Source organism: uncultured Thiothrix sp. (assembly GCF_937873765.1).
Classification (GTDB): domain Bacteria; phylum Pseudomonadota; class Gammaproteobacteria; order Thiotrichales; family Thiotrichaceae; genus Thiolinea.
This window is the reverse complement of sequence record NZ_CALMZC010000014.1, coordinates 55050-72045: the sequence shown is the minus strand read 5'-3', so window position 1 is coordinate 72045 and position 16996 is coordinate 55050. Positions and strand designations below refer to the sequence as shown.

The window sequence follows — 16996 nt, the reverse complement described above, 5'->3', positions numbered from 1 at the left end:
GAGGGTATGGCAACCCGACATTGGCCCGCCTTAGTGGCCATCTGTCAACGTGAAACAATTAAGTTCTGGCATCAGCGCGGACGTTTACTATCGGCTTTAGTGCGCCCTGCACTCTGGCTGGTCGTGTTTGCAGCAGGCTTCCAGAATATCTTTGGCGTGTCGATTATTCCTCCTTACGAAACTTATATTGAATACCAAGTGTATGTCGTACCCGGTTTATTGGGGATGGTACTACTATTCAATGGGATGCAGTCGTCGCTGGCGATGGTGTATGACCGCGAAATGGGCCTAATGCGCCTCTTGCTCACCGCACCACAACCCCGGTGGTTTTTGCTATTTAGTAAACTAGTGGCGGGTACTTTATTATCGGTGCTACAAGCTTATGCTTTTCTTGTTCTCTGTCTGGTGTTTCGTGTGGATATTCCGTGGTTCGGTTGGATCACGGCTTTTCCAACACTCGTACTAGCTGGTTTAATGCTTGGCGCTTTGGGCTTATTGCTATCAGTTTCCATTCGCCAACTTGAGAATTTTGCAGGCACGATGAACTTCGTGATCTTCCCGATGTTTTTTATTTCCACTGCACTCTACCCTTTGTGGAAATTGAAAGAATCGGGCGCGATGTGGGTTTATTATCTAGCTAGTTTCAACCCCTTCACCCATGCGGTTGAAATGATCCGGTTTGCCCTTTACGGCCAATTGAATCTCCTCTCCTCTTTGGTCGTATTGGGCGCTTTAGGTATTTTTTTCTTGCTCGCCGTTTGGGGTTATGATCCTCAACGTGGCCTCATTCAACGAACCCGTCAGGCCTAGCTGTGCGGTGAATATGTCTATGCACATTCCAGTATCGTATCCCTGTTGCACAGGCTCTGCCCATCATTAACCGCTGCCTAGTGCTACCGAATTATGGAGAAATTACAATGAATTATTTACGCCTACTCGCTCTTAGCCTCGCCCTCACCTTGCTTTCTCCATTTGCGTATGCTGTAGACAAAGTACGCGTCGGTGTCTTGGAGTTTGGCACGGTGAACTGGGAATTGGACGTGATGAAAGAGCATAAACTGGATGCAGCGAATAAATTTGAATTAGAAGTCGTACCCGTCGCCTCAGCAGATGCCGCCACTGTGGCTTTATTGGGAGGTTCAGTCGATATCGTCGTCACTGACTGGATTTGGGTCGCGCAACAACGCGCAGCAGGACAAGATCACGTGTTATTCCCCTACTCCACTGCGGTCGGCAGCATGCTCGCTAGCCCGCAAGCAAATATTAAGACTCTCGCTGATTTAAAAGGTAAAAAACTCGGTGTTGCCGGTGGCGCTAAAGATAAAAGTTGGCTGTTATTACGTGCCTATGCTCAACAACAGGAAAAAATTGACCTCGCCAAAGAAGCAGAGATTCAGTACGGTGCTCCCCCCTTATTGAATGAAGTGATGCAGAAAGGCGAGCTGGATGCCGTCTTAAATTTCTGGAATTTCGCTGCACGTTTGCAAGAGGATGGTTTACAAACGGTGATCACCGTGCCGCAAGTCTTGGAAGGTTTAGGTATTCAAAAAGACCTACCAATGATTGGCTGGGTGTTTAGTGAAAAATGGGCAAAAGACCATGAAGCTGCCGCTAAAGGCTTTTTAGCTGCCTCCTATGCCACCAAAAAAGTCATGCAAGATAGCGATGAAGAATGGGCGCGAATTCGCCCAAAAATGAAAGCGGATAAAGATAGCATCTTCACTGCCCTCCGTGATGCTTTCCGTGCCGGTATACCTGTTTGCTTTGGCGAAAAACAACAAATGGCTGCCATCCAAACTTTTAAACTCTTAGCCGAATTAGGCGGCAAAGATTTAGTCGGTGAGCTGAAAGAATTGCCACAAGGTGTGTTTTACTCCGGTTTTAGCTTGCCAGCCTGCCCTTAATTGATGAAAGTTTTGTTCCAGCCACGTGTGCTCGTGCTGATCAGCTTTGTGCTGATCTGGCAAGTGCTCGCATGGTGGCTGCAAAGTCGTTATCTGCCAACTCCTAGTGCGGTCTTATTGACTCTTTGGGAGCAAATTTTAGCAGGTGATTTATTTACTCACCTGAGTGCAACTTTAGGTCGAGTGATTGCCAGCTTCAGTCTCGCCATGTTGATTGGCGTAGGCATTGGCATTCTGATGGGTAGCCGTGCACACTGGAATGAATGGCTCGATACCCTTGTGATTATTGGCCTGAATATTCCTGCTTTAGTCACCATTATTCTCTGCTATATCTGGCTGGGTTTAGGTGAAACGGCAGCGATTTTAGCAGTGGCAATCAATAAAATTCCGATGGTAGTGGTGACTTTGCGCGAAGGCGCGCGTGCCATTGATAAAGATTTATTGCAAGTCGCGCAGGTATATCGCTTATCCTCCCTGCAGCGTTTTTGGCGAGTGTATTGGCCGCAGCTCTACCCTTATCTGTTTGCGGCGGCGCGCAATGGCTTAGCCCTAATTTGGAAGATTGTACTGGTGGTCGAGTTACTAGGGCGTAGTAATGGAATCGGCTTTCAACTGGGTAACTATTTTCACTACTTTGATATTAAAGGTATTCTGGCTTATACCTTTGCTTTTGTGACTTTAATTTTAATGCTCGAAGCACTATTTTTGCGCCCCTTAGAAAAACGCTTAAATCGGTGGCGCGAATGAATTTTTTGCAAGTTGAATTGCGCGATAAGACCTTTGCGAATGGCGTGCAAACGGTGCGTGATGTGCAATTTGAAGTGCAAGCGGGCGAATTTGTCGCTTTAGTCGGCCCTTCAGGAACCGGCAAAACCACGCTCTTAAATATGATTGCGGGCTTAGAAACTGATTTTCAAGGCCAGATTCAAGCACCGCGTAATGCTTTGAGCTATATGTTTCAAGAACCCCGTTTAATGCCTTGGTTGAGTGTGGAAAATAATATTCGTTTAGTACTGGATGCCCCCCCCTTGCAAGCAGATAGTGAGCGTTTTGTACGCATGAATAACTTATTACAGCAACTGGGTTTAAACGAATTTCGCGCGGCTTTCCCCAAACAATTATCGGGCGGTTTGAAGCGCCGCGTGGCTTTAGTGCGTGCTTTTGTGACACAGCCGCAATTGCTACTCATGGATGAACCCTTTCAATCCTTGGATGAGCCAACTGCGCAAGATCTACGTCAACTCTTAATGCAATTATGGCAGAGCACACGCCCGACCGTATTATTCGTCACGCACAGTTTGAATGAGGCTTTGCAATTAGCGGATCGGATTCTGTTTTTCTCCAGCCGTCCTGCACAAGTGATTTTGGATTATCCTGTACCTTTAGCGCGTCCACATTCGGCGATTACTAGCGATTTACAAAGCCTGCAAAATCAATTATTGCAACACTACCCGCAACTGCTGTCTGGCTCTTTGGCAAAGGAATAAACATGGCGACGCTTAGCGTACAATCAGTAAGCAAATCCTATGGCTCGGTGCAAGCCTTACAGCAAGTGAGCTTTGAACTAGACAGCGGCTTTTATGCGCTACTCGGGCCCAATGGTGCAGGCAAAAGCACCCTATTCCAACTACTGACAGGCTTGTTCGCACCCGACCAAGGTGAAATTGTGCTCAATGGCCTAGCCATCAAAAAAGATTTACCGGCGGCTTTAGCCCAAATGGGTGTCGTGTTTCAACAAACTGCCCTCGATTTAGATTTAAGCGTGCAAACTAATTTAGACTTCCACGGCAAATTGCATGGTATGCATAAAGCCGTAATCAAAACCCGTAGCCAAGTGGTGTTAGCACAACTCGAATTAAGCGAAGTTGCGAGCACACCCTGCCGCGCTTTAAGCGGTGGCAATCGGCGCAAAGTTGAACTTGCACGCGCTTTAATGACCGAACCGAAGTTGTTATTAATGGATGAAGCTACCGTTGGCCTCGATCCTGCATCTCGCGCTACACTCTTGGCTTATGTGCATCAACTCTGTGACCAGCAGAACTTGTGTGTACTGTGGGCGACTCACTTAATCGACGAGGCCGAAGCTGCAAAACAAGTCTTGGTGTTACATAAAGGCAAGCTACTCGCGCAAGACAGCCCAGCGCAATTGATTGCTCAAACCAATGCTGCCAGCTTATTGGATGCCTTCTTCAAACTTTCTGGCGAAACACGCGGAATGGAGGCTAAAGTCGCGCGTTTATGAGTAGGCTCAGCGTTGATCACGGCCATACGCTTTACTTTGCTGAATCTGGCAATCCGCAAGGCATTCCACTGCTATTTATGCATGGTGGCCCTGGTTCAGGCTGTAATCCAGTGCAAGCCAATCTGCTGTATCCCGAAGGTTTTCGGATTATTCAACTGGATCAACGTGGCTGCGGGCAATCGACACCTTTGGGCAGTATTGAAGCCAATACTACTGCCGATTTAGTCGCGGATATGGAGCATTTACGCACGCATTTACAGCTTGAGCGTTGGGTAATTTATGGTGGCTCATGGGGCACGGTCTTGGCCTTGGAATATGCCAAACGCTTTCCTGAACGCAGTTTAGGGGTGCTATTACGCGGCGTTTTTTTAGCACGGCACGAAGATTGGAACTGGTTTGCCCTGACAGATGGGGCGAGTAAACAGTTTCCGGCAGCTTATCAAGCGCTCTTAGCCTCCTTACAAATTTATTACCACACCGATCCTGCCAGTGTCTTGTTAGAGCGCCTACAGGCAGAGCCAGAAAGCGCTTATCAAACTGCTTTAGCTTGGGATGCGTGGGAAGCGGCTATTATGCAGACCGGTACACCTAGTTTTAATTCTGACCCACAAACTTGGTTTCCACGTATTGCACGAATGCGTGTTTATGCACATTACGCGGCGAATCGATTTTTCTTACCCGTAAATGGCGTATTGAATAACTTAGATCAATTAGGTGCTACTCCGGTGCTAACGGTGCATGGCAAATATGATCAAGTCTGTCGGCTTGAGAGTGCAGAGTTATTGCGGGAATATATTAAGAATTATCAATTGCTAGTGGTTGAGGCTGGGCATGGGATTTATGAAAATAACCTACAACTAGGCTTAAAGCACCTCGCAAAACAACTCTATCTGCAGCTTCAAACCTAGAGCTTATTGAAATACTACCCTTGATCACCCAACCAGTAAGCCCGCCTTAGATCAGCCGGTAACTCAATTAGATCACAAGGCCCTCTATACTGCTCGGGCACAGTATCAGGACATTGCCCGCAGAGCTGATTACCTGGTACTGCAAAATCAATTTTGCGCGGATAAGGCAGATTTAAGCCCTGCATAATCCCGACAAACTCAGCCTCTGTTTTACCATTGCCTAAGCGTGGATTGCGCTGTTTCTCCTGACCAATCGTGCTGAGTTGGCGGTCTTCATAATCATGCGCAGGGTACACCAAAGTCTCATCAGGTAGGCTAAAGAATTTTTCAGTCACACTGCGATATAAAGCCTGTGCATCACCCGACTGAAAATCAGTACGCCCACAGGCTTCAATCAATAAGGCATCTCCGGTAAATAAGACTTGTTGCATGCCATTAGCAAATAAATACGCATGATGCGTGCTGGTGTGACCGGGGGTAAATAAAGGATGTAGAGTTAATTGCCCTACCTGAAACGGACTACCTTCCTGCACACCAATATCCGCACATGCTAATTGATCTAAAGCCGGCACGGCAATTTGGCAACCTGTGAATTCACGCAGCTTTTTCCCACCACTTAAATGATCAGCATGAATATGCGTTTCTAGGGTGTAAGTGAGCTTTAAACCAAGCTCTTGCAGTACTCTTAAATCGCGCTCTACCGTATCAATCACTGGGTCGATTAACACACACTGCCCTGTAACTTCACAGGCCAGTAAATAGGTATAAGTACTGGAATCTTTTTCAAATAATTGTCGAAAAATCACATTCAACTCCTGAAATTTAAGTAAAAACCTAATTAGATTGCAACTTGAGTCTAGTCGAATAAGCAAACTTTAATCACATGAAGGCCTATCAAAGCTTAGCTGTACTTGCAAAGAGTTAACTAACTCACCACAATCGACTGAGTTTAAATAAAACAAGTCGCTACCACAGAATGAACACACATCAACACTGGGAAACGGTTTATCACACTAAAGACTCTGCACAAGTCAGTTGGTACGCACCCCATCTGGAAACTTCTTTGCAATTGATCAAGCGCCTTGCACCGAGCACACAAGCTAGGATTTTAGATGTCGGCTCAGGGGCTTCGACTTTACCGGATGATTTATTAGCCGCTGGCTATAGACAGCTAAGTATGCTGGATATTTCTAAGCAAGCTTTGGAAATTACCCAAACTCGTTTAGGTGAGCAAGCTAAGCAAGTTCAGTGGTTGGTTGGAGATATTTTAGAGATAGAATTTGCGCCGCAATCCTTGGATGTTTGGCATGATCGAGCTGTGTTTCATTTCCTTACTGAAAAAGCCCAACGTGAACGTTATGTACAACAGGTCTTGCATGCGGTTAAACCCAATGGGCATGTAATTATGGCCACTTTTGGTACTGAGGGGCCTAAGCAATGTAGTGGTTTGGAGGTGATGCGCTATGACAGCCACAGCTTACATCATGAATTTGGTGCGACCTTTCGGCTACTCGATAGCCTAACCGTTAAGCACCAAACGCCTACCGGTATGACACAACAATTCCTCTACTGTTATTGCCGTGTCGAATAAACAATTTCGAGTTTCTCATCATGCTAAAAATACTCAGTATTTTATTATTGCTAGCTAGCTTTTTGGGCTTAACTAGCCCATTACTCACGCCCTTGTTTACAGAAAGCGTCCCCAAGCTAGCATGGCTTTTAGATCTGGCTAGTCATTGGCAATGGTTATATGGCTTGCTGCTCGTACTGAGTATTTTATTTTTAGCTAGCCAACAAAAATGGTGGCTGCTGGCTTTGATTACACTGGCTTTACCCTTGGTTACCGCTTCACCTGTTTTGAGTTCGACTACCACTCATACCCATACCTTCAAAATTCTTAGCAGCAATGTATATTTAGATAATCCTGATTTGAACCGCCTGAAAATTCTCATCGATCAAGAACAACCGGATGTGATTGTGCTTCTAGAGTTTTCACCGCAGCATTTAGCGCCTGTAAAAACTTGGACAGCGTACCCGCATCAAATTCTACAAGCACGCTCAGGCGCTTTTGGCATGGCTATTTTGTCACGCTTTGCTTTAAGCGAGACGCAGATCATTACGGATAGCCTTGGCATCGAGCACATACGTACTCAAGTGCAAGCTAGCCAACCGTTTCAACTGGTAGGCTTTCATCCTTTACCACCAGTGAGTGAGCAAGCCTATCGAGTACGGGATCAACTGCTACAGGATTTGACTAAACCACCCCATCAGCAACCGCGTATCATTGCGGGTGATTTCAATGCGACACCGTGGTCGAGTGCTTTTCAGGGCTTAGCCAAGCGAGGTTATTATCGCAGTGTGAGCCTGTTGCCGACTTGGCCTACTAAACTTAGAGGCATCATAGGAATTCCGATTGATCAAGTTTTAGCAAGCTCGCATTGGCAATTACTGACTACTCGCATCGGGTCTAATATTGGCTCCGACCATTATCCTATTATCGTCGAACTTAGCTTATAAAAACGACTGGGCAAAGATAGTTCAATGGCTCTAGCACTAATCACCTCTTTAATGGTCTATTATGGGTATCTTAGTAACAACAATAATGGCGAGGAATCTCAAATGCGTCCAGTTTTTCTAGCTAGCTGTTTAGCTCTATTTGCAGCATCGACTGCTTCTGCTAATGACTCTACTGCTGCATTTGGTGTAGGTGGTTTAGTCTTTACCAAATCTGAGCATATTGTGATGCAGGCAGAAGATTTGTTCATCAGCAAAGACAAAATCCGAGTGGCTTATCAATTCTATAACTCCAGTGATAAACCGATTACCACCCGCGTAGCTTTTCCTTTGCCTGAAGTTATTTTAGAAGCCGATGGTTCCTCTATACCTTATTACACCGAAGAAACCTTGCCAAAAGATAAAAATATTCTGAAATTTTCGGTGACCATCGATGGCAAAAAACAGCCGTTTGAAAGTGAAGATAAAAAACGTTTTGATAAGGATGTGCAAGCTTATGCGCACAAAATTACTCATCATTGGATGCAAACTTTTCCAGCGAAAAAGATCGTTTCTGTTGTGCATGAATATACACCGGGTGTAGGTGGTTCAGTCGAATACGGCATGCAAGATGAAGCCAGTGGTAAATTCTGTATTGATCAGGATTTGCAAAGCTGGATGAAGCAACTGGAAAAAACTAACTACAAAGTATCCACTGATGTCATCGAATATATCCTTACCACCGGTGCAAATTGGAAAGGCCCGATCGGCAAATTCAAATTGACGGTGAAAAAATCTGATCCTAACGAGAAACTAAGCTTTTGCGGCTCAGGTGTAAAAAAGATTGACGCGAGAACTTTTGTGATGGAAAAGACCAACTTCACCCCAACAAAAGATCTGCATATTCTTTATTTGAAGCCTTATAGTTTGGGGAGCTAAATACATAAAGGATTCATAATTTGCTTTTTCTGTTAATTTTTAGCTTTAGTTAATAATTTTTTACTTTCACTCAATACGCGCTTAGCCTCTCGCTTAAAACGCGGCTCGCTTGATTTGATAGGATATTTATTATTATCCAACCAGCGGAGCAATTGCTCTGCTTTGAAATAATAACGGTTTTCCGTGAGAGTCGTTTTCTTTGGATCAAACGCTGCTATGCCTAATTCTTTAGCTTTAGTAGCATTTAGATAAATAGGTGCGTTATAACGGCGCTCGCTAGTTAAAACAAATACTACTTGCTGATCTTGATAATAGTATTCGCTAAGGTTATTGCCCATTTCACCAAACACAGTCAGTTTGATGAGCTTAATTTTTCCTTGTTGATCTTGGTGTTTTACAGCCTGAACACCTTCAGTACTTTGCAATCCTGACTCAAATTCAGAGGCTTTAAGGCTAGGTAGTGAGCTATGGATTTGCGTATAGGTTTGGCGAATGTTCTCAATAGCAAAGTCATCTGCCCAAACAGGTAAGACCAGAAATAACATCCATAATAAAGCATAGTTATGCATCATTTTACCCAACTTAGACTCGCTCACGCTAGACAGTTTAGCTGTTCGACATACTCAGCCACATAAACTGATAGGGCTCAAGCTTTACACCATTTACCACCGAGACCGTCTCACCACTAATTAGATCAAGTACTCTATTGGGTAAGGCGGAAAGTGTTAAAGCATTCACCCCTTGGGCATGGTCACTGAAATTCGCCAACACTAAGACGCGCTCTTGCTCCCCACGCCAATAACCCAAAACATGCGGGTTACGCGCATTAAACGTCACTAACTGTGTACCCCCCAAAGCAGGTGTGTTTTTGCGTAGTTGAATTAAATGCAGTAAGCGCTTAAACACCTTACCTGCATCAGTTTGTAGATCGTGGCGCTGTTCATAACGTACTAAATCGGCGGGCGGGCGGTGTACCCAGCGCGAGTCATCAGCTTTATGGAGATCTTGAGCAAAACCGTAATCATTCAGCGTGCCCACTTCATCACCCAGATAAATCAAAGGTACCCCCCCCGAACTCAAGGCCACGCTATGGAGTAACATAATGCGGTCAATCGCTAATGGATCATGCTGTTCCAAGCCGACCAAAGCTGCGCACATACCACTAATACGACAATCCCCAGTCACTGGATTATCTTGAAAAGGCACACCACGTGCGAAACTACCCGCAAAGCGATTCACATAAAACTGATTCAAAAACTGGCGATGGAAAAAACCATTAATACCAAACTCGGCAGCATCTTCATCCGCAAACGTCCAGCCAATATCATCATGACAGCGCACATAATTCACCCAAGCGGTATGTGCAGGCAGATTGTGGCGACGCTCTAAAGCTTGTTGGAGCAGATTGACTTCACGGGTAGCGAGTGAATTCCACAAGAGGGCCATTTGTAAGGGGTTATAGGAAAGTTGGCATTCATTCGGGGCGATGTATTGCACCACTTTATCAGGATGGACAATCGCTTCAGATTTGAATAATAAGCTCGGAGCAGCAATACGTGCCACCGCATTAAAAGCACGAATCAGGGCATGTGCTTGGGGCAGATTTTCACAATCGGTACCGAGTTGTTTCCAAATAAAGGCTACCGCATCCATGCGCAAAATATCCACGCCAAGATTGGCAATAAACAGCATTTCTTCGGCCATCGCGGTGAAGGTGGCTGGATTGCTGTAATTCAAATCCCATTGAAAACTATTAAACGTCGTCCACACCCAGCGCCCATCCGCCAACTGCGAAAATGCACCCGGATGCTGATCAGGGAAGATTTCGCGCACGGTTTGATCATAGGCATCGGGCATACGTCGATCAGGGAAAAAATAATAAAAATCCTGATAGTGTGGATTACCCTTCACCGCCTCCTGCGCCCAATGATGCTCGTTGGAAGTGTGATTAAAAATAAAATCGACTACTAAAGTAATGCCTGCCGCTTTCAACGCTTGCGCCACCGCGCGCAAATCTTCAATCGTACCCAAGCTGGGATTCACCTCCCGATAACTACTCACCGCATAACCGCCATCGCTCTGCCCTTCGGGACATTTAAACAGCGGCATCAGATGCAGATAGGTCAAACCTAGCTCTTGGAAATACGGTATTTTGGCAATGATACCTTGTAGATTACCCGCGAATAAATCCACATAACACACCCCACCCACCATCGTTTCGGACGTGAACCAATCAGGGTGATGCTCATGCTCTGCATCTTGCGCTTTTAAAGCTGGAGCACGCTCAAGCCATGCGTGATAGGCAGCTTTTAATAGGGTCTCAAGGAAACTCAGAAAGTCGGCGCGTTCGCCGTACACACTGCTTAATTCGTTGATTAATGCTGGCAAATATTGTTGCAAACGCTGCTCAAAAGGCTGCCAATCTGCCTTAGTTTTTGCACTTGCACGTTTCGCTAACCATTGGCTACGCAGACGATCGATGACTAACTGCGTTTGTTGTTGTTCATTCAGCATAATGCCTCTCCCTGTGGTTGGATGAGCATTAAAGCATGGGGCAAGCGTGCGGGCAATTGATGAGCACACTAGCTTATATAATTAACGCAGTATCAAACCATAACTCAATGCTTCAAGACTTGCTTTCTTTAGGCGCTTTTATTTGTCATATTAGTCTTTGTTTCTATTTCAAGAATCTCCCACCCTATGAGCACCGAATTACTCTTCCGCCTCGATGCCTATCAAACCACGGCCCAAGCTCACGTGCTCGCACTCTCGGAACAAGGTGGGATCATTTTAGATCGCACGCTGTTTTATCCCACTGGTGGCGGGCAACCCGGCGATAAAGGTATTTTACGCTTAAGTAGTGGTCGAGAAATCATGATCGCCACGACCGTTTGGGAGGATGCTAGCCATACACGCGTGGTGCATCTGCCCACTGAAAATAATGCGCTGCCAAGTGTTGGTGATAGAATCGAGATGCAGCTCGATTGGGCAACTCGTTATAGCCACATGCGGGTGCACACCGCTTTACATTTACTGTCAGTGGTGCTGCCTTATGCGGTCACGGGTGGCTCAATTAGTGCAGGCGAAGGCCGTTTGGATTTTGACATTCCCGATTCGATTCTCGATAAAGATCAGATTACCACACAACTGCAAGCCTTAATCGACCAAGATTTACCCGTGAGTGAAAGTTGGATCACGGATGCTGAATTGGACGCTAATCCTGAACTGGTGAAAACTATGTCAGTGCAGCCGCCCCGTGGTTCGGGTCGAGTGCGTTTAATTAATGTGCAAGGCGTGGATTTACAACCTTGTGGTGGCACACATTTAAAACATACTGGTGAAATCGGCCAAGTCACGATTACGAAAATTGAAAAGAAAGGCAAATTGAATCGGCGGGTGCGGTTGGCTTTGGTTTAAGAGAGTTTCTGGTACAGCAGCGTTAATTGCTTAGCCAATTCAAGATCCAAACTAGAAATTTGATGTCCTGCATCCCAAGTGGTTAGCCAAACCGCAACGGTGCGCCAATTATTTTCCCAACGCAGATGATGATCAAGCTGGCTAATAATGGGAGTGGCTTGCGTCATAAAGCCCATCGCCGCCTCGAAACTCTCAAATTTGAAACTCCGATAAAGCTCCTGATACTGTTGGCTAGGGTATTTAGGTGAGTTGGAGCTAACTATCTGCCAATCAGGTAGCTGTCCTAAAGCGGCGGCTAATACCTCTTTGTTTAGTGCTTTCGAGCTCACTAGCGATTCAGACATATTTCACTTCCTATAACTGAACGGGCATCATTAGTTAAACATAGGAGCTTGAAGATGTTGCGCTCACCTAGTTTCAAGTAAGATTCGCCATCGTCTTATTCAACTCCTCAAACAACCACTGCCGAAAGGCTTTCATTTTCTGAAAATGCGCTTTGGTCTTTAAATAAGTTAAGCGATGGCATACTAACTTCGGTCCGATCATGCCAAACGGCAATATCAGCTTACCTGCCTCTAATTCACGCTCGATCATCAGGCGACTTTCAATCGCCACTCCCAAACCATCCACCGCCGCATTAATTGCCATAAACGAGCGGTCAAAACGTAAGCCGCGATCCAAAGGCAGCTTGGTTTCAGGATGATCACGCTGCCATTCGCGCCAAGTATACAGATTGATTTCAGAGTGAATTAAAGCCGTTTCGGCGAGATTGAGTGTTTGCCCCACGAGGACTTTCGGTGAGCAGGTGATAACAATCGTTTCTTCAGGAAAGGGCTGCACCTCCATACCAGAACTGGGAAATACACTGCCATAGCGAATATCAAAATCCGCCTCACCAGCCGCTAAATCAATGGTCGCTACTGAAGCATTCAAGCGCACATCAATATCAGGATTAAGCGCCGAGAAGCGTGATAAGCGCGGCATCAACCACTGCGTCGCAAAGCTCGGCACACTGTGAATGGTTAGAATATCGCTTTTACCCGTGCGTTCGATGCTACGGGTATTAGCCTCAATTAAACCAAAGGCTTCGGCAATCACCTCGGCATAACGCCGCCCAATATCTGTTAGTTCCACCGCTCGATGCACCCGATGAAATAAGGTCACGCCTAATTGTTGCTCGAGCAAGCGTATTTGATGACTAATCGCTGAAGGGGTGAGATGCAATTCATCTGAAGCAGCGGCAAAAGAACCTAAACGAGACGCAGCTTCAAAGGCTTGCAGTGCTTTTAAAGGGGGGATTTTACGCATCGTTTCACATGAATTAGATTCATCTATTTACCATTTTTATTCGTTTGAGCTTGTGCGTCCTAGCATATAACCTTAAGTCCACATCAAGCAAGGGGATCAACCCCGCTAAACCTAGGAGAGGTGTTTATGCTGTTAAAAGATCGTACTGCCGTCATTACGGGCGCGGCATCCTTACGTGGAATCGGGCGGCGTACCGCACAAATTTTTGCCGAGCACGGTGCACGAGTCGCCATTCTGGATTTAGATGCTCAAGCGGCTAGCGATGCAGCAGCAAGTTTAGGTGAAGGGCATATTGGCTTAGCTTGCAATGTGACTCATCGCGAATCCTGCTTGGCAGCAGCCGAACAAGTCCTAGCTGCCTTTGGGCAAGTCGATATTCTGGTCAATAACGCGGGTATCACTCAGCCTGTCAAATTCATGGACATTCAACCGCGCGATTACGAAGCGATTACCGACGTATCTTTACGCGGTACGCTGTACATGAGTCAAGCCCTCGTCCCCCATTTCCGCAGTCGTCGAAGTGGCAGCATTATCTGCATGTCTTCGGTTTCTGCACAGCGCGGTGGCGGTATCTTTGGTGGCCCACATTATTCAGCGGCAAAAGCTGGGGTATTAGGCCTTGCCAAAGCGATGGCGCGTGAATTGGGTGCTGATAATATTCGGGTTAACTCAATCACTCCCGGCTTAATTCAAACCGATATTACCTCGGGCAAGCTCACTGATCAGATGCGTACCGATATTCTTAAAGGCATTCCTTTGAATCGTTTAGGTGACGCAGCCGATGTGGGCAATGCCTGTTTATTCCTAGCCAGTAACTTATCCACTTACCTCACGGGTATTACTTTGGATGTCAATGGCGGCATGTTGATTCACTAAAGGAATAAAAAATGCACACAGCTAGCAATTTAAACCCACTTGCCGAACACGCTTATCATATTCGACGTTATGCCCTACAGATGGGTGAAATCCAAGGCCAAGGCTATATCGGTCAAGCTTTGGGTTATGCCGATGTTTTAGCCACCGCCTATTGCCATGCTATGCAATTTAAAGCGGCTGATCCTGATTGGCAGCAACGCGACCGTTTTCTACTCTCACACGGGCATTATGCGATTGCGCATTATGCGGCGTTGATTGAAGCAGGGATTATTCCGGCTGAGGAATTAGAAACTTATGGCTGTGATGATAGCCGCTTACCCATGTCAGGCATGGCCGCTTATACACCGGGGATGGAAATTTCGGGCGGCTCTTTAGGACAAGGCTTAGCTATTGGTGTTGGGATAGCGTTAGGTTTGCGCCATCAAAATAACCCAGCCTTTGTCTATAACTCCATGTCTGATGGGGAGTTAGATGAAGGTGCTACATGGGAAGCCGCGATGTCGGCGGCACATTATAGCTTGAGTAATCTGATTTGCTTGGTCGATATTAATAATCAGCAAGCGGATGGACATTCCAGCAAGATTTTAAGTTTTGAACCCTTAGCGGATAAATGGCAAGCCTTTGGCTGGCATGTGCAGCGGGTGAATGGCAATGACCTAGCAGCCGTGAAGCAAGCCTTTGATACAGCACGCCACTTAGAGGCCGCACAACCGCGCGTGATACTCTGCGATACTTTAATGGGTAAAGGTGTGCCGTTTTTGGAGCAGCGCGATAAGAATCACTTTATTCGTGTAGATGCTGCCGAATGGCAACAAGCCATCGCTATTCTGGATGCTGCATTTAACTCAGGAGCACAAGCATGAATGTGACTGTTGAAAAGAAACCGCGCTTAACCACCTCAGCGATGATTGCCTCGATTGCCGCTGAAGGCCAACGCGTAAAAGCTGCACCCTTCGGACATGCCTTAGTCGAACTGGCTAAAGAGCGCCCTGATTTAGTGGGTATGAGTGCGGATTTAAGTAAATACACTGATTTGCATATCTTTGCCCAAGCACATCCAGAGCGTTTTTATCAAATGGGCATGGCGGAGCAACTATTGCTAGCGGCAGCGGGTGGGATGGCAAAGACCGGCTTGATGCCGTTTGCTACCAGTTATGCCGTGTTTGCTACGCGCCGCGCTTATGACTTTATTCATCAAGTCATTTGTGAAGAAGATTTGAATGTGAAAATCTGCGCAGCACTCCCTGGCTTAACTACCGGCTATGGTCCTAGCCATCAAGCTACCGAAGATATTGCCATGATGCGTGGTATTCCGGGCTTGACGATTGTTGATCCTTGCGACGCCTTAGATATTGAACAAGCCGTTCCTGCCATTGCAGCACACCAAGGTCCTGTGTATATGCGCTTATTGCGTGGCAATGTGCCTTTAGTCTTAGACGAATATGATTATCAGTTTGAGCTAGGTAAGGCTAAGCGGCTACGTGATGGTAAAGATGTACTGATTATTGCCAGCGGCATTATGACCATGCGTGCCTTAGAAACATCTGATGCCTTGGCAAAAGATCAAGTAGAGGTTGCGGTTCTGCATGTGCCTACCATTAAACCTTTAGATGAAACGACTATTCTGCAAGAAGCCAGTAAGAGTGGGCGCTTGGTGATTGTGGCGGAAAATCATTCGGTGATTGGAGGCTTAGGCGAAGCAGTAGCAAGTTTGTTATTGCGCTCCAGTGTGACCCCTGCTTTCCGTCAAATAGCGTTACCAGATGCGTTTTTGGATGCGGGCGCTTTGCCGACCTTGCATGATCGTTATGGCATTTCGACGAGCGTCATGGCGAGCAAGATTAAAAGCTGGTTGTGATTAGATTGAGTTTCTTTCTGCCTTAGGGCAACCCGACAACAAGCCTATAGGCTTGTTGCTTGATAACAATTGGAGGAGTTATGAAAAAAGCACTAATTGCTGTAGCCACTGCTATGGCTTTGTTTACCTCTTCAGCCTGGGCTGAACAAGTTCTACGTCTGTCCCACAGCGCTGCCCCCGGCAACCCCAAAGCTGAAGCCTCTACTAAATTCGCCGAATTAGTCGCTGCCAAAACGCAAGGCCGCGTCAAGATCGAAGTGGGTGCTAGTTCCCAATACGGCGATGATACCGAATCCTTAACCAATCTACGCCTCGGTACTTTAGCTTTAAGTGCGAACTCACAAGGTACTACCTCTGGTGTAGTTCCGCAGTTTGGGGTGATTGGTTTGCCGTTCTTATTCAAAAGTTTGGAGCAAGCCTACAAAGTGGTGGATGGTTCTGTCAGTGAGGAATTGACTAAACATGCGGATGAGAAAGGCTTGGTATTACTGGCACTGTGGGATAATGGCATCCGTCATGTGAGTAATAATAAGCATGCCGTCACGAAGCCTGAAGACCTAAAAGGCATTAAATTACGTACTCCCCCAGACCCTATGACCTTGGATATTTTCAATGCTTTAGGTGCAAGTCCGGGCGCTTTACCCTTCTCTGAACTGTATGTCGCCTTACAACAAGGCGTATTCGATGGGCAGGAAAACCCGTTAATGAATATCTACTCCTCCAAATTGTATGAGGTGCAGAAATTCATTTCCTTGACGGGGCATAAATACGAAACCACTCCCGTATTTGCCAGCAAAATGGTCTGGGCGGGTTTATCGGATGATGACAAAAAAGCACTGAAAGAAGCAGCACTTGAAGCCGGTCAATTCAATCGTGAACTCTCACTTAAAGCGGATAAAGAGTTACGCGAAAAAATGACGGCGGCGGGTGTCACCATTAATGAAGTGGATCAAGCCCCTTTCGCTGAACAGACTAAATCGGTCTATGACAAATGGTCTAAAGATTATCCTGATCTAGTCAAACTTATCACCTCTGAAGCAGCCAAGTAATC

At 46.2% G+C, this 16996-nt stretch carries 19 protein-coding genes; 14 read left to right on the top strand and 5 right to left on the bottom strand.

The features are described from left to right. The first annotated feature begins 6 nt into the window (after positions 1-6). From Q0307_RS03540 to Q0307_RS03515, 6 genes are all read left to right on the top strand, one after another. Positions 7-810 carry an ABC transporter permease gene (locus tag Q0307_RS03540; RefSeq protein ID WP_298656657.1) on the top strand — a complete coding sequence of 268 codons (804 nt, stop codon included), beginning with the start codon at positions 7-9 and terminating at the stop codon, positions 808-810. A gap of 107 nt (positions 811-917) precedes the next feature. After that, a complete protein-coding gene (locus tag Q0307_RS03535; RefSeq protein ID WP_298656653.1) occupies positions 918-1904 on the top strand; it encodes an ABC transporter substrate-binding protein in 987 nt (328 codons plus the stop codon). Positions 1905-1907: 3 nt separating this feature from the next. Next, a complete protein-coding gene (locus Q0307_RS03530) occupies positions 1908-2651 on the top strand; it encodes an ABC transporter permease (protein WP_298656650.1) in 744 nt (247 codons plus the stop codon). Further along, positions 2648-3391 (top strand): ATP-binding cassette domain-containing protein, encoded by a 744-nt coding sequence (locus Q0307_RS03525; protein ID WP_298656647.1) that lies wholly within the window; start codon positions 2648-2650, stop codon positions 3389-3391. Before Q0307_RS03530 ends, Q0307_RS03525 begins: the two co-directional genes overlap by 4 nt. 2 nt (positions 3392-3393) lie before the next feature. Continuing rightward, on the top strand, positions 3394-4146 hold the full coding sequence (locus Q0307_RS03520; RefSeq protein WP_298656645.1) for an ATP-binding cassette domain-containing protein: 753 nt from the start codon (positions 3394-3396) through the stop codon (positions 4144-4146). Continuing rightward, positions 4143-5054, top strand: a complete 912-nt coding sequence (locus Q0307_RS03515) for an alpha/beta fold hydrolase (protein WP_298656642.1) — start codon at positions 4143-4145, stop codon at positions 5052-5054. The genes Q0307_RS03520 and Q0307_RS03515 overlap by 4 nt, the downstream gene beginning before the upstream one ends. Positions 5055-5068: 14 nt before the next feature. Here the strand turns inward: Q0307_RS03515 and Q0307_RS03510 are convergent, their stop codons facing one another. Beyond that, positions 5069-5860 carry an MBL fold metallo-hydrolase gene (locus Q0307_RS03510; protein WP_298656639.1) on the bottom strand — a complete coding sequence of 264 codons (792 nt, stop codon included), beginning with the start codon at positions 5858-5860 and terminating at the stop codon, positions 5069-5071. 170 nt (positions 5861-6030) lie between these two features. Here Q0307_RS03510 and Q0307_RS03505 point away from each other — a divergent pair, with 170 nt between their 5' ends. From Q0307_RS03505 to Q0307_RS03495, 3 genes are all read left to right on the top strand, one after another. Further along, positions 6031-6645, top strand: coding sequence for a class I SAM-dependent methyltransferase (locus Q0307_RS03505; protein ID WP_298656636.1), 615 nt, complete (start codon positions 6031-6033; stop codon positions 6643-6645). A gap of 20 nt (positions 6646-6665) precedes the next feature. Beyond that, a complete protein-coding gene (locus Q0307_RS03500; protein WP_298656634.1) occupies positions 6666-7571 on the top strand; it encodes an endonuclease/exonuclease/phosphatase family protein in 906 nt (301 codons plus the stop codon). A gap of 102 nt (positions 7572-7673) precedes the next feature. Then, the gene (locus tag Q0307_RS03495) at positions 7674-8486 is read left to right on the top strand and encodes a DUF4424 family protein (RefSeq protein ID WP_298656632.1); all 813 of its coding nucleotides are present in this window, start codon (positions 7674-7676) and stop codon (positions 8484-8486) included. A 32-nt stretch (positions 8487-8518) separates the two neighbouring features. Here the strand turns inward: Q0307_RS03495 and Q0307_RS03490 are convergent, their stop codons facing one another. Then, on the bottom strand, positions 8519-9082 hold the full coding sequence (locus tag Q0307_RS03490; protein WP_298656629.1) for a hypothetical protein: 564 nt from the start codon (positions 9080-9082) through the stop codon (positions 8519-8521). 10 nt (positions 9083-9092) lie between these two features. Beyond that, the gene (locus tag Q0307_RS03485) at positions 9093-11000 is read right to left on the bottom strand and encodes an alpha-amylase family glycosyl hydrolase (protein ID WP_298656626.1); all 1908 of its coding nucleotides are present in this window, start codon (positions 10998-11000) and stop codon (positions 9093-9095) included. A gap of 186 nt (positions 11001-11186) precedes the next feature. On the opposite strand from Q0307_RS03485, the gene Q0307_RS03480 reads away from it, so the two are divergent. Beyond that, entirely contained in the window at positions 11187-11903 is a 717-nt protein-coding gene (locus Q0307_RS03480) for an alanyl-tRNA editing protein (RefSeq protein ID WP_298656623.1), read from the top strand. Here the strand turns inward: Q0307_RS03480 and Q0307_RS03475 are convergent. Together Q0307_RS03475 and Q0307_RS03470 are read right to left on the bottom strand one after the other, a co-directional pair. Beyond that, the gene (locus tag Q0307_RS03475; RefSeq protein ID WP_298656620.1) at positions 11900-12247 is read right to left on the bottom strand and encodes a 4a-hydroxytetrahydrobiopterin dehydratase; all 348 of its coding nucleotides are present in this window, start codon (positions 12245-12247) and stop codon (positions 11900-11902) included. The two genes, Q0307_RS03480 and Q0307_RS03475, sit on opposite strands and share 4 nt — an antisense overlap. Before the next feature lie 73 nt (positions 12248-12320). Then, positions 12321-13211 (bottom strand): LysR substrate-binding domain-containing protein, encoded by an 891-nt coding sequence (locus tag Q0307_RS03470; protein WP_298656617.1) that lies wholly within the window; start codon positions 13209-13211, stop codon positions 12321-12323. A gap of 126 nt (positions 13212-13337) precedes the next feature. Here Q0307_RS03470 and Q0307_RS03465 point away from each other — a divergent pair, with 126 nt between their 5' ends. The 4 genes from Q0307_RS03465 to Q0307_RS03450 all read left to right on the top strand — a co-directional run bounded on the left by Q0307_RS03465 (position 13338) and on the right by Q0307_RS03450 (position 16994). Beyond that, on the top strand, positions 13338-14087 hold the full coding sequence (locus Q0307_RS03465; RefSeq protein WP_298656614.1) for a glucose 1-dehydrogenase: 750 nt from the start codon (positions 13338-13340) through the stop codon (positions 14085-14087). 11 nt (positions 14088-14098) lie between these two features. Next, on the top strand, positions 14099-14950 hold the full coding sequence (locus Q0307_RS03460; protein ID WP_298656611.1) for a transketolase: 852 nt from the start codon (positions 14099-14101) through the stop codon (positions 14948-14950). Next, positions 14947-15945 carry a transketolase family protein gene (locus tag Q0307_RS03455; RefSeq protein WP_298656608.1) on the top strand — a complete coding sequence of 333 codons (999 nt, stop codon included), beginning with the start codon at positions 14947-14949 and terminating at the stop codon, positions 15943-15945. Before Q0307_RS03460 ends, Q0307_RS03455 begins: the two co-directional genes overlap by 4 nt. A gap of 80 nt (positions 15946-16025) precedes the next feature. Then, positions 16026-16994 (top strand): TRAP transporter substrate-binding protein, encoded by a 969-nt coding sequence (locus tag Q0307_RS03450; RefSeq protein WP_298656605.1) that lies wholly within the window; start codon positions 16026-16028, stop codon positions 16992-16994. The last annotated feature ends 2 nt before the right edge of the window (positions 16995-16996 follow it).

Excerpts from the sequence above, each read along its gene's own strand:
- Q0307_RS03480 (WP_298656623.1), top strand. The coding sequence starts at position 11,187 with ATGAGCACCGAATTACTCTTCCGCCTCGATGCCTATCAAACCACGGCC.
- Q0307_RS03460 (WP_298656611.1), top strand. The coding sequence starts at position 14,099 with ATGCACACAGCTAGCAATTTAAACCCACTTGCCGAACACGCTTATCAT.
- Q0307_RS03530 (WP_298656650.1), top strand. The coding sequence starts at position 1,908 with ATGAAAGTTTTGTTCCAGCCACGTGTGCTCGTGCTGATCAGCTTTGTG.
- Q0307_RS03450 (WP_298656605.1), top strand. The coding sequence starts at position 16,026 with ATGAAAAAAGCACTAATTGCTGTAGCCACTGCTATGGCTTTGTTTACC.
- Q0307_RS03455 (WP_298656608.1), top strand. The coding sequence starts at position 14,947 with ATGAATGTGACTGTTGAAAAGAAACCGCGCTTAACCACCTCAGCGATG.
- Q0307_RS03500 (WP_298656634.1), top strand. The coding sequence starts at position 6,666 with ATGCTAAAAATACTCAGTATTTTATTATTGCTAGCTAGCTTTTTGGGC.
- Q0307_RS03475 (WP_298656620.1), bottom strand. The coding sequence starts at position 12,247 with ATGTCTGAATCGCTAGTGAGCTCGAAAGCACTAAACAAAGAGGTATTA.
- Q0307_RS03515 (WP_298656642.1), top strand. The coding sequence starts at position 4,143 with ATGAGTAGGCTCAGCGTTGATCACGGCCATACGCTTTACTTTGCTGAA.
- Q0307_RS03470 (WP_298656617.1), bottom strand. The coding sequence starts at position 13,211 with ATGCGTAAAATCCCCCCTTTAAAAGCACTGCAAGCCTTTGAAGCTGCG.
- Q0307_RS03535 (WP_298656653.1), top strand. The coding sequence starts at position 918 with ATGAATTATTTACGCCTACTCGCTCTTAGCCTCGCCCTCACCTTGCTT.
- Q0307_RS03485 (WP_298656626.1), bottom strand. The coding sequence starts at position 11,000 with ATGCTGAATGAACAACAACAAACGCAGTTAGTCATCGATCGTCTGCGT.
- Q0307_RS03520 (WP_298656645.1), top strand. The coding sequence starts at position 3,394 with ATGGCGACGCTTAGCGTACAATCAGTAAGCAAATCCTATGGCTCGGTG.
- Q0307_RS03495 (WP_298656632.1), top strand. The coding sequence starts at position 7,674 with ATGCGTCCAGTTTTTCTAGCTAGCTGTTTAGCTCTATTTGCAGCATCG.
- Q0307_RS03540 (WP_298656657.1), top strand. The coding sequence starts at position 7 with ATGGCAACCCGACATTGGCCCGCCTTAGTGGCCATCTGTCAACGTGAA.
- Q0307_RS03465 (WP_298656614.1), top strand. The coding sequence starts at position 13,338 with ATGCTGTTAAAAGATCGTACTGCCGTCATTACGGGCGCGGCATCCTTA.
- Q0307_RS03505 (WP_298656636.1), top strand. The coding sequence starts at position 6,031 with ATGAACACACATCAACACTGGGAAACGGTTTATCACACTAAAGACTCT.
- Q0307_RS03525 (WP_298656647.1), top strand. The coding sequence starts at position 2,648 with ATGAATTTTTTGCAAGTTGAATTGCGCGATAAGACCTTTGCGAATGGC.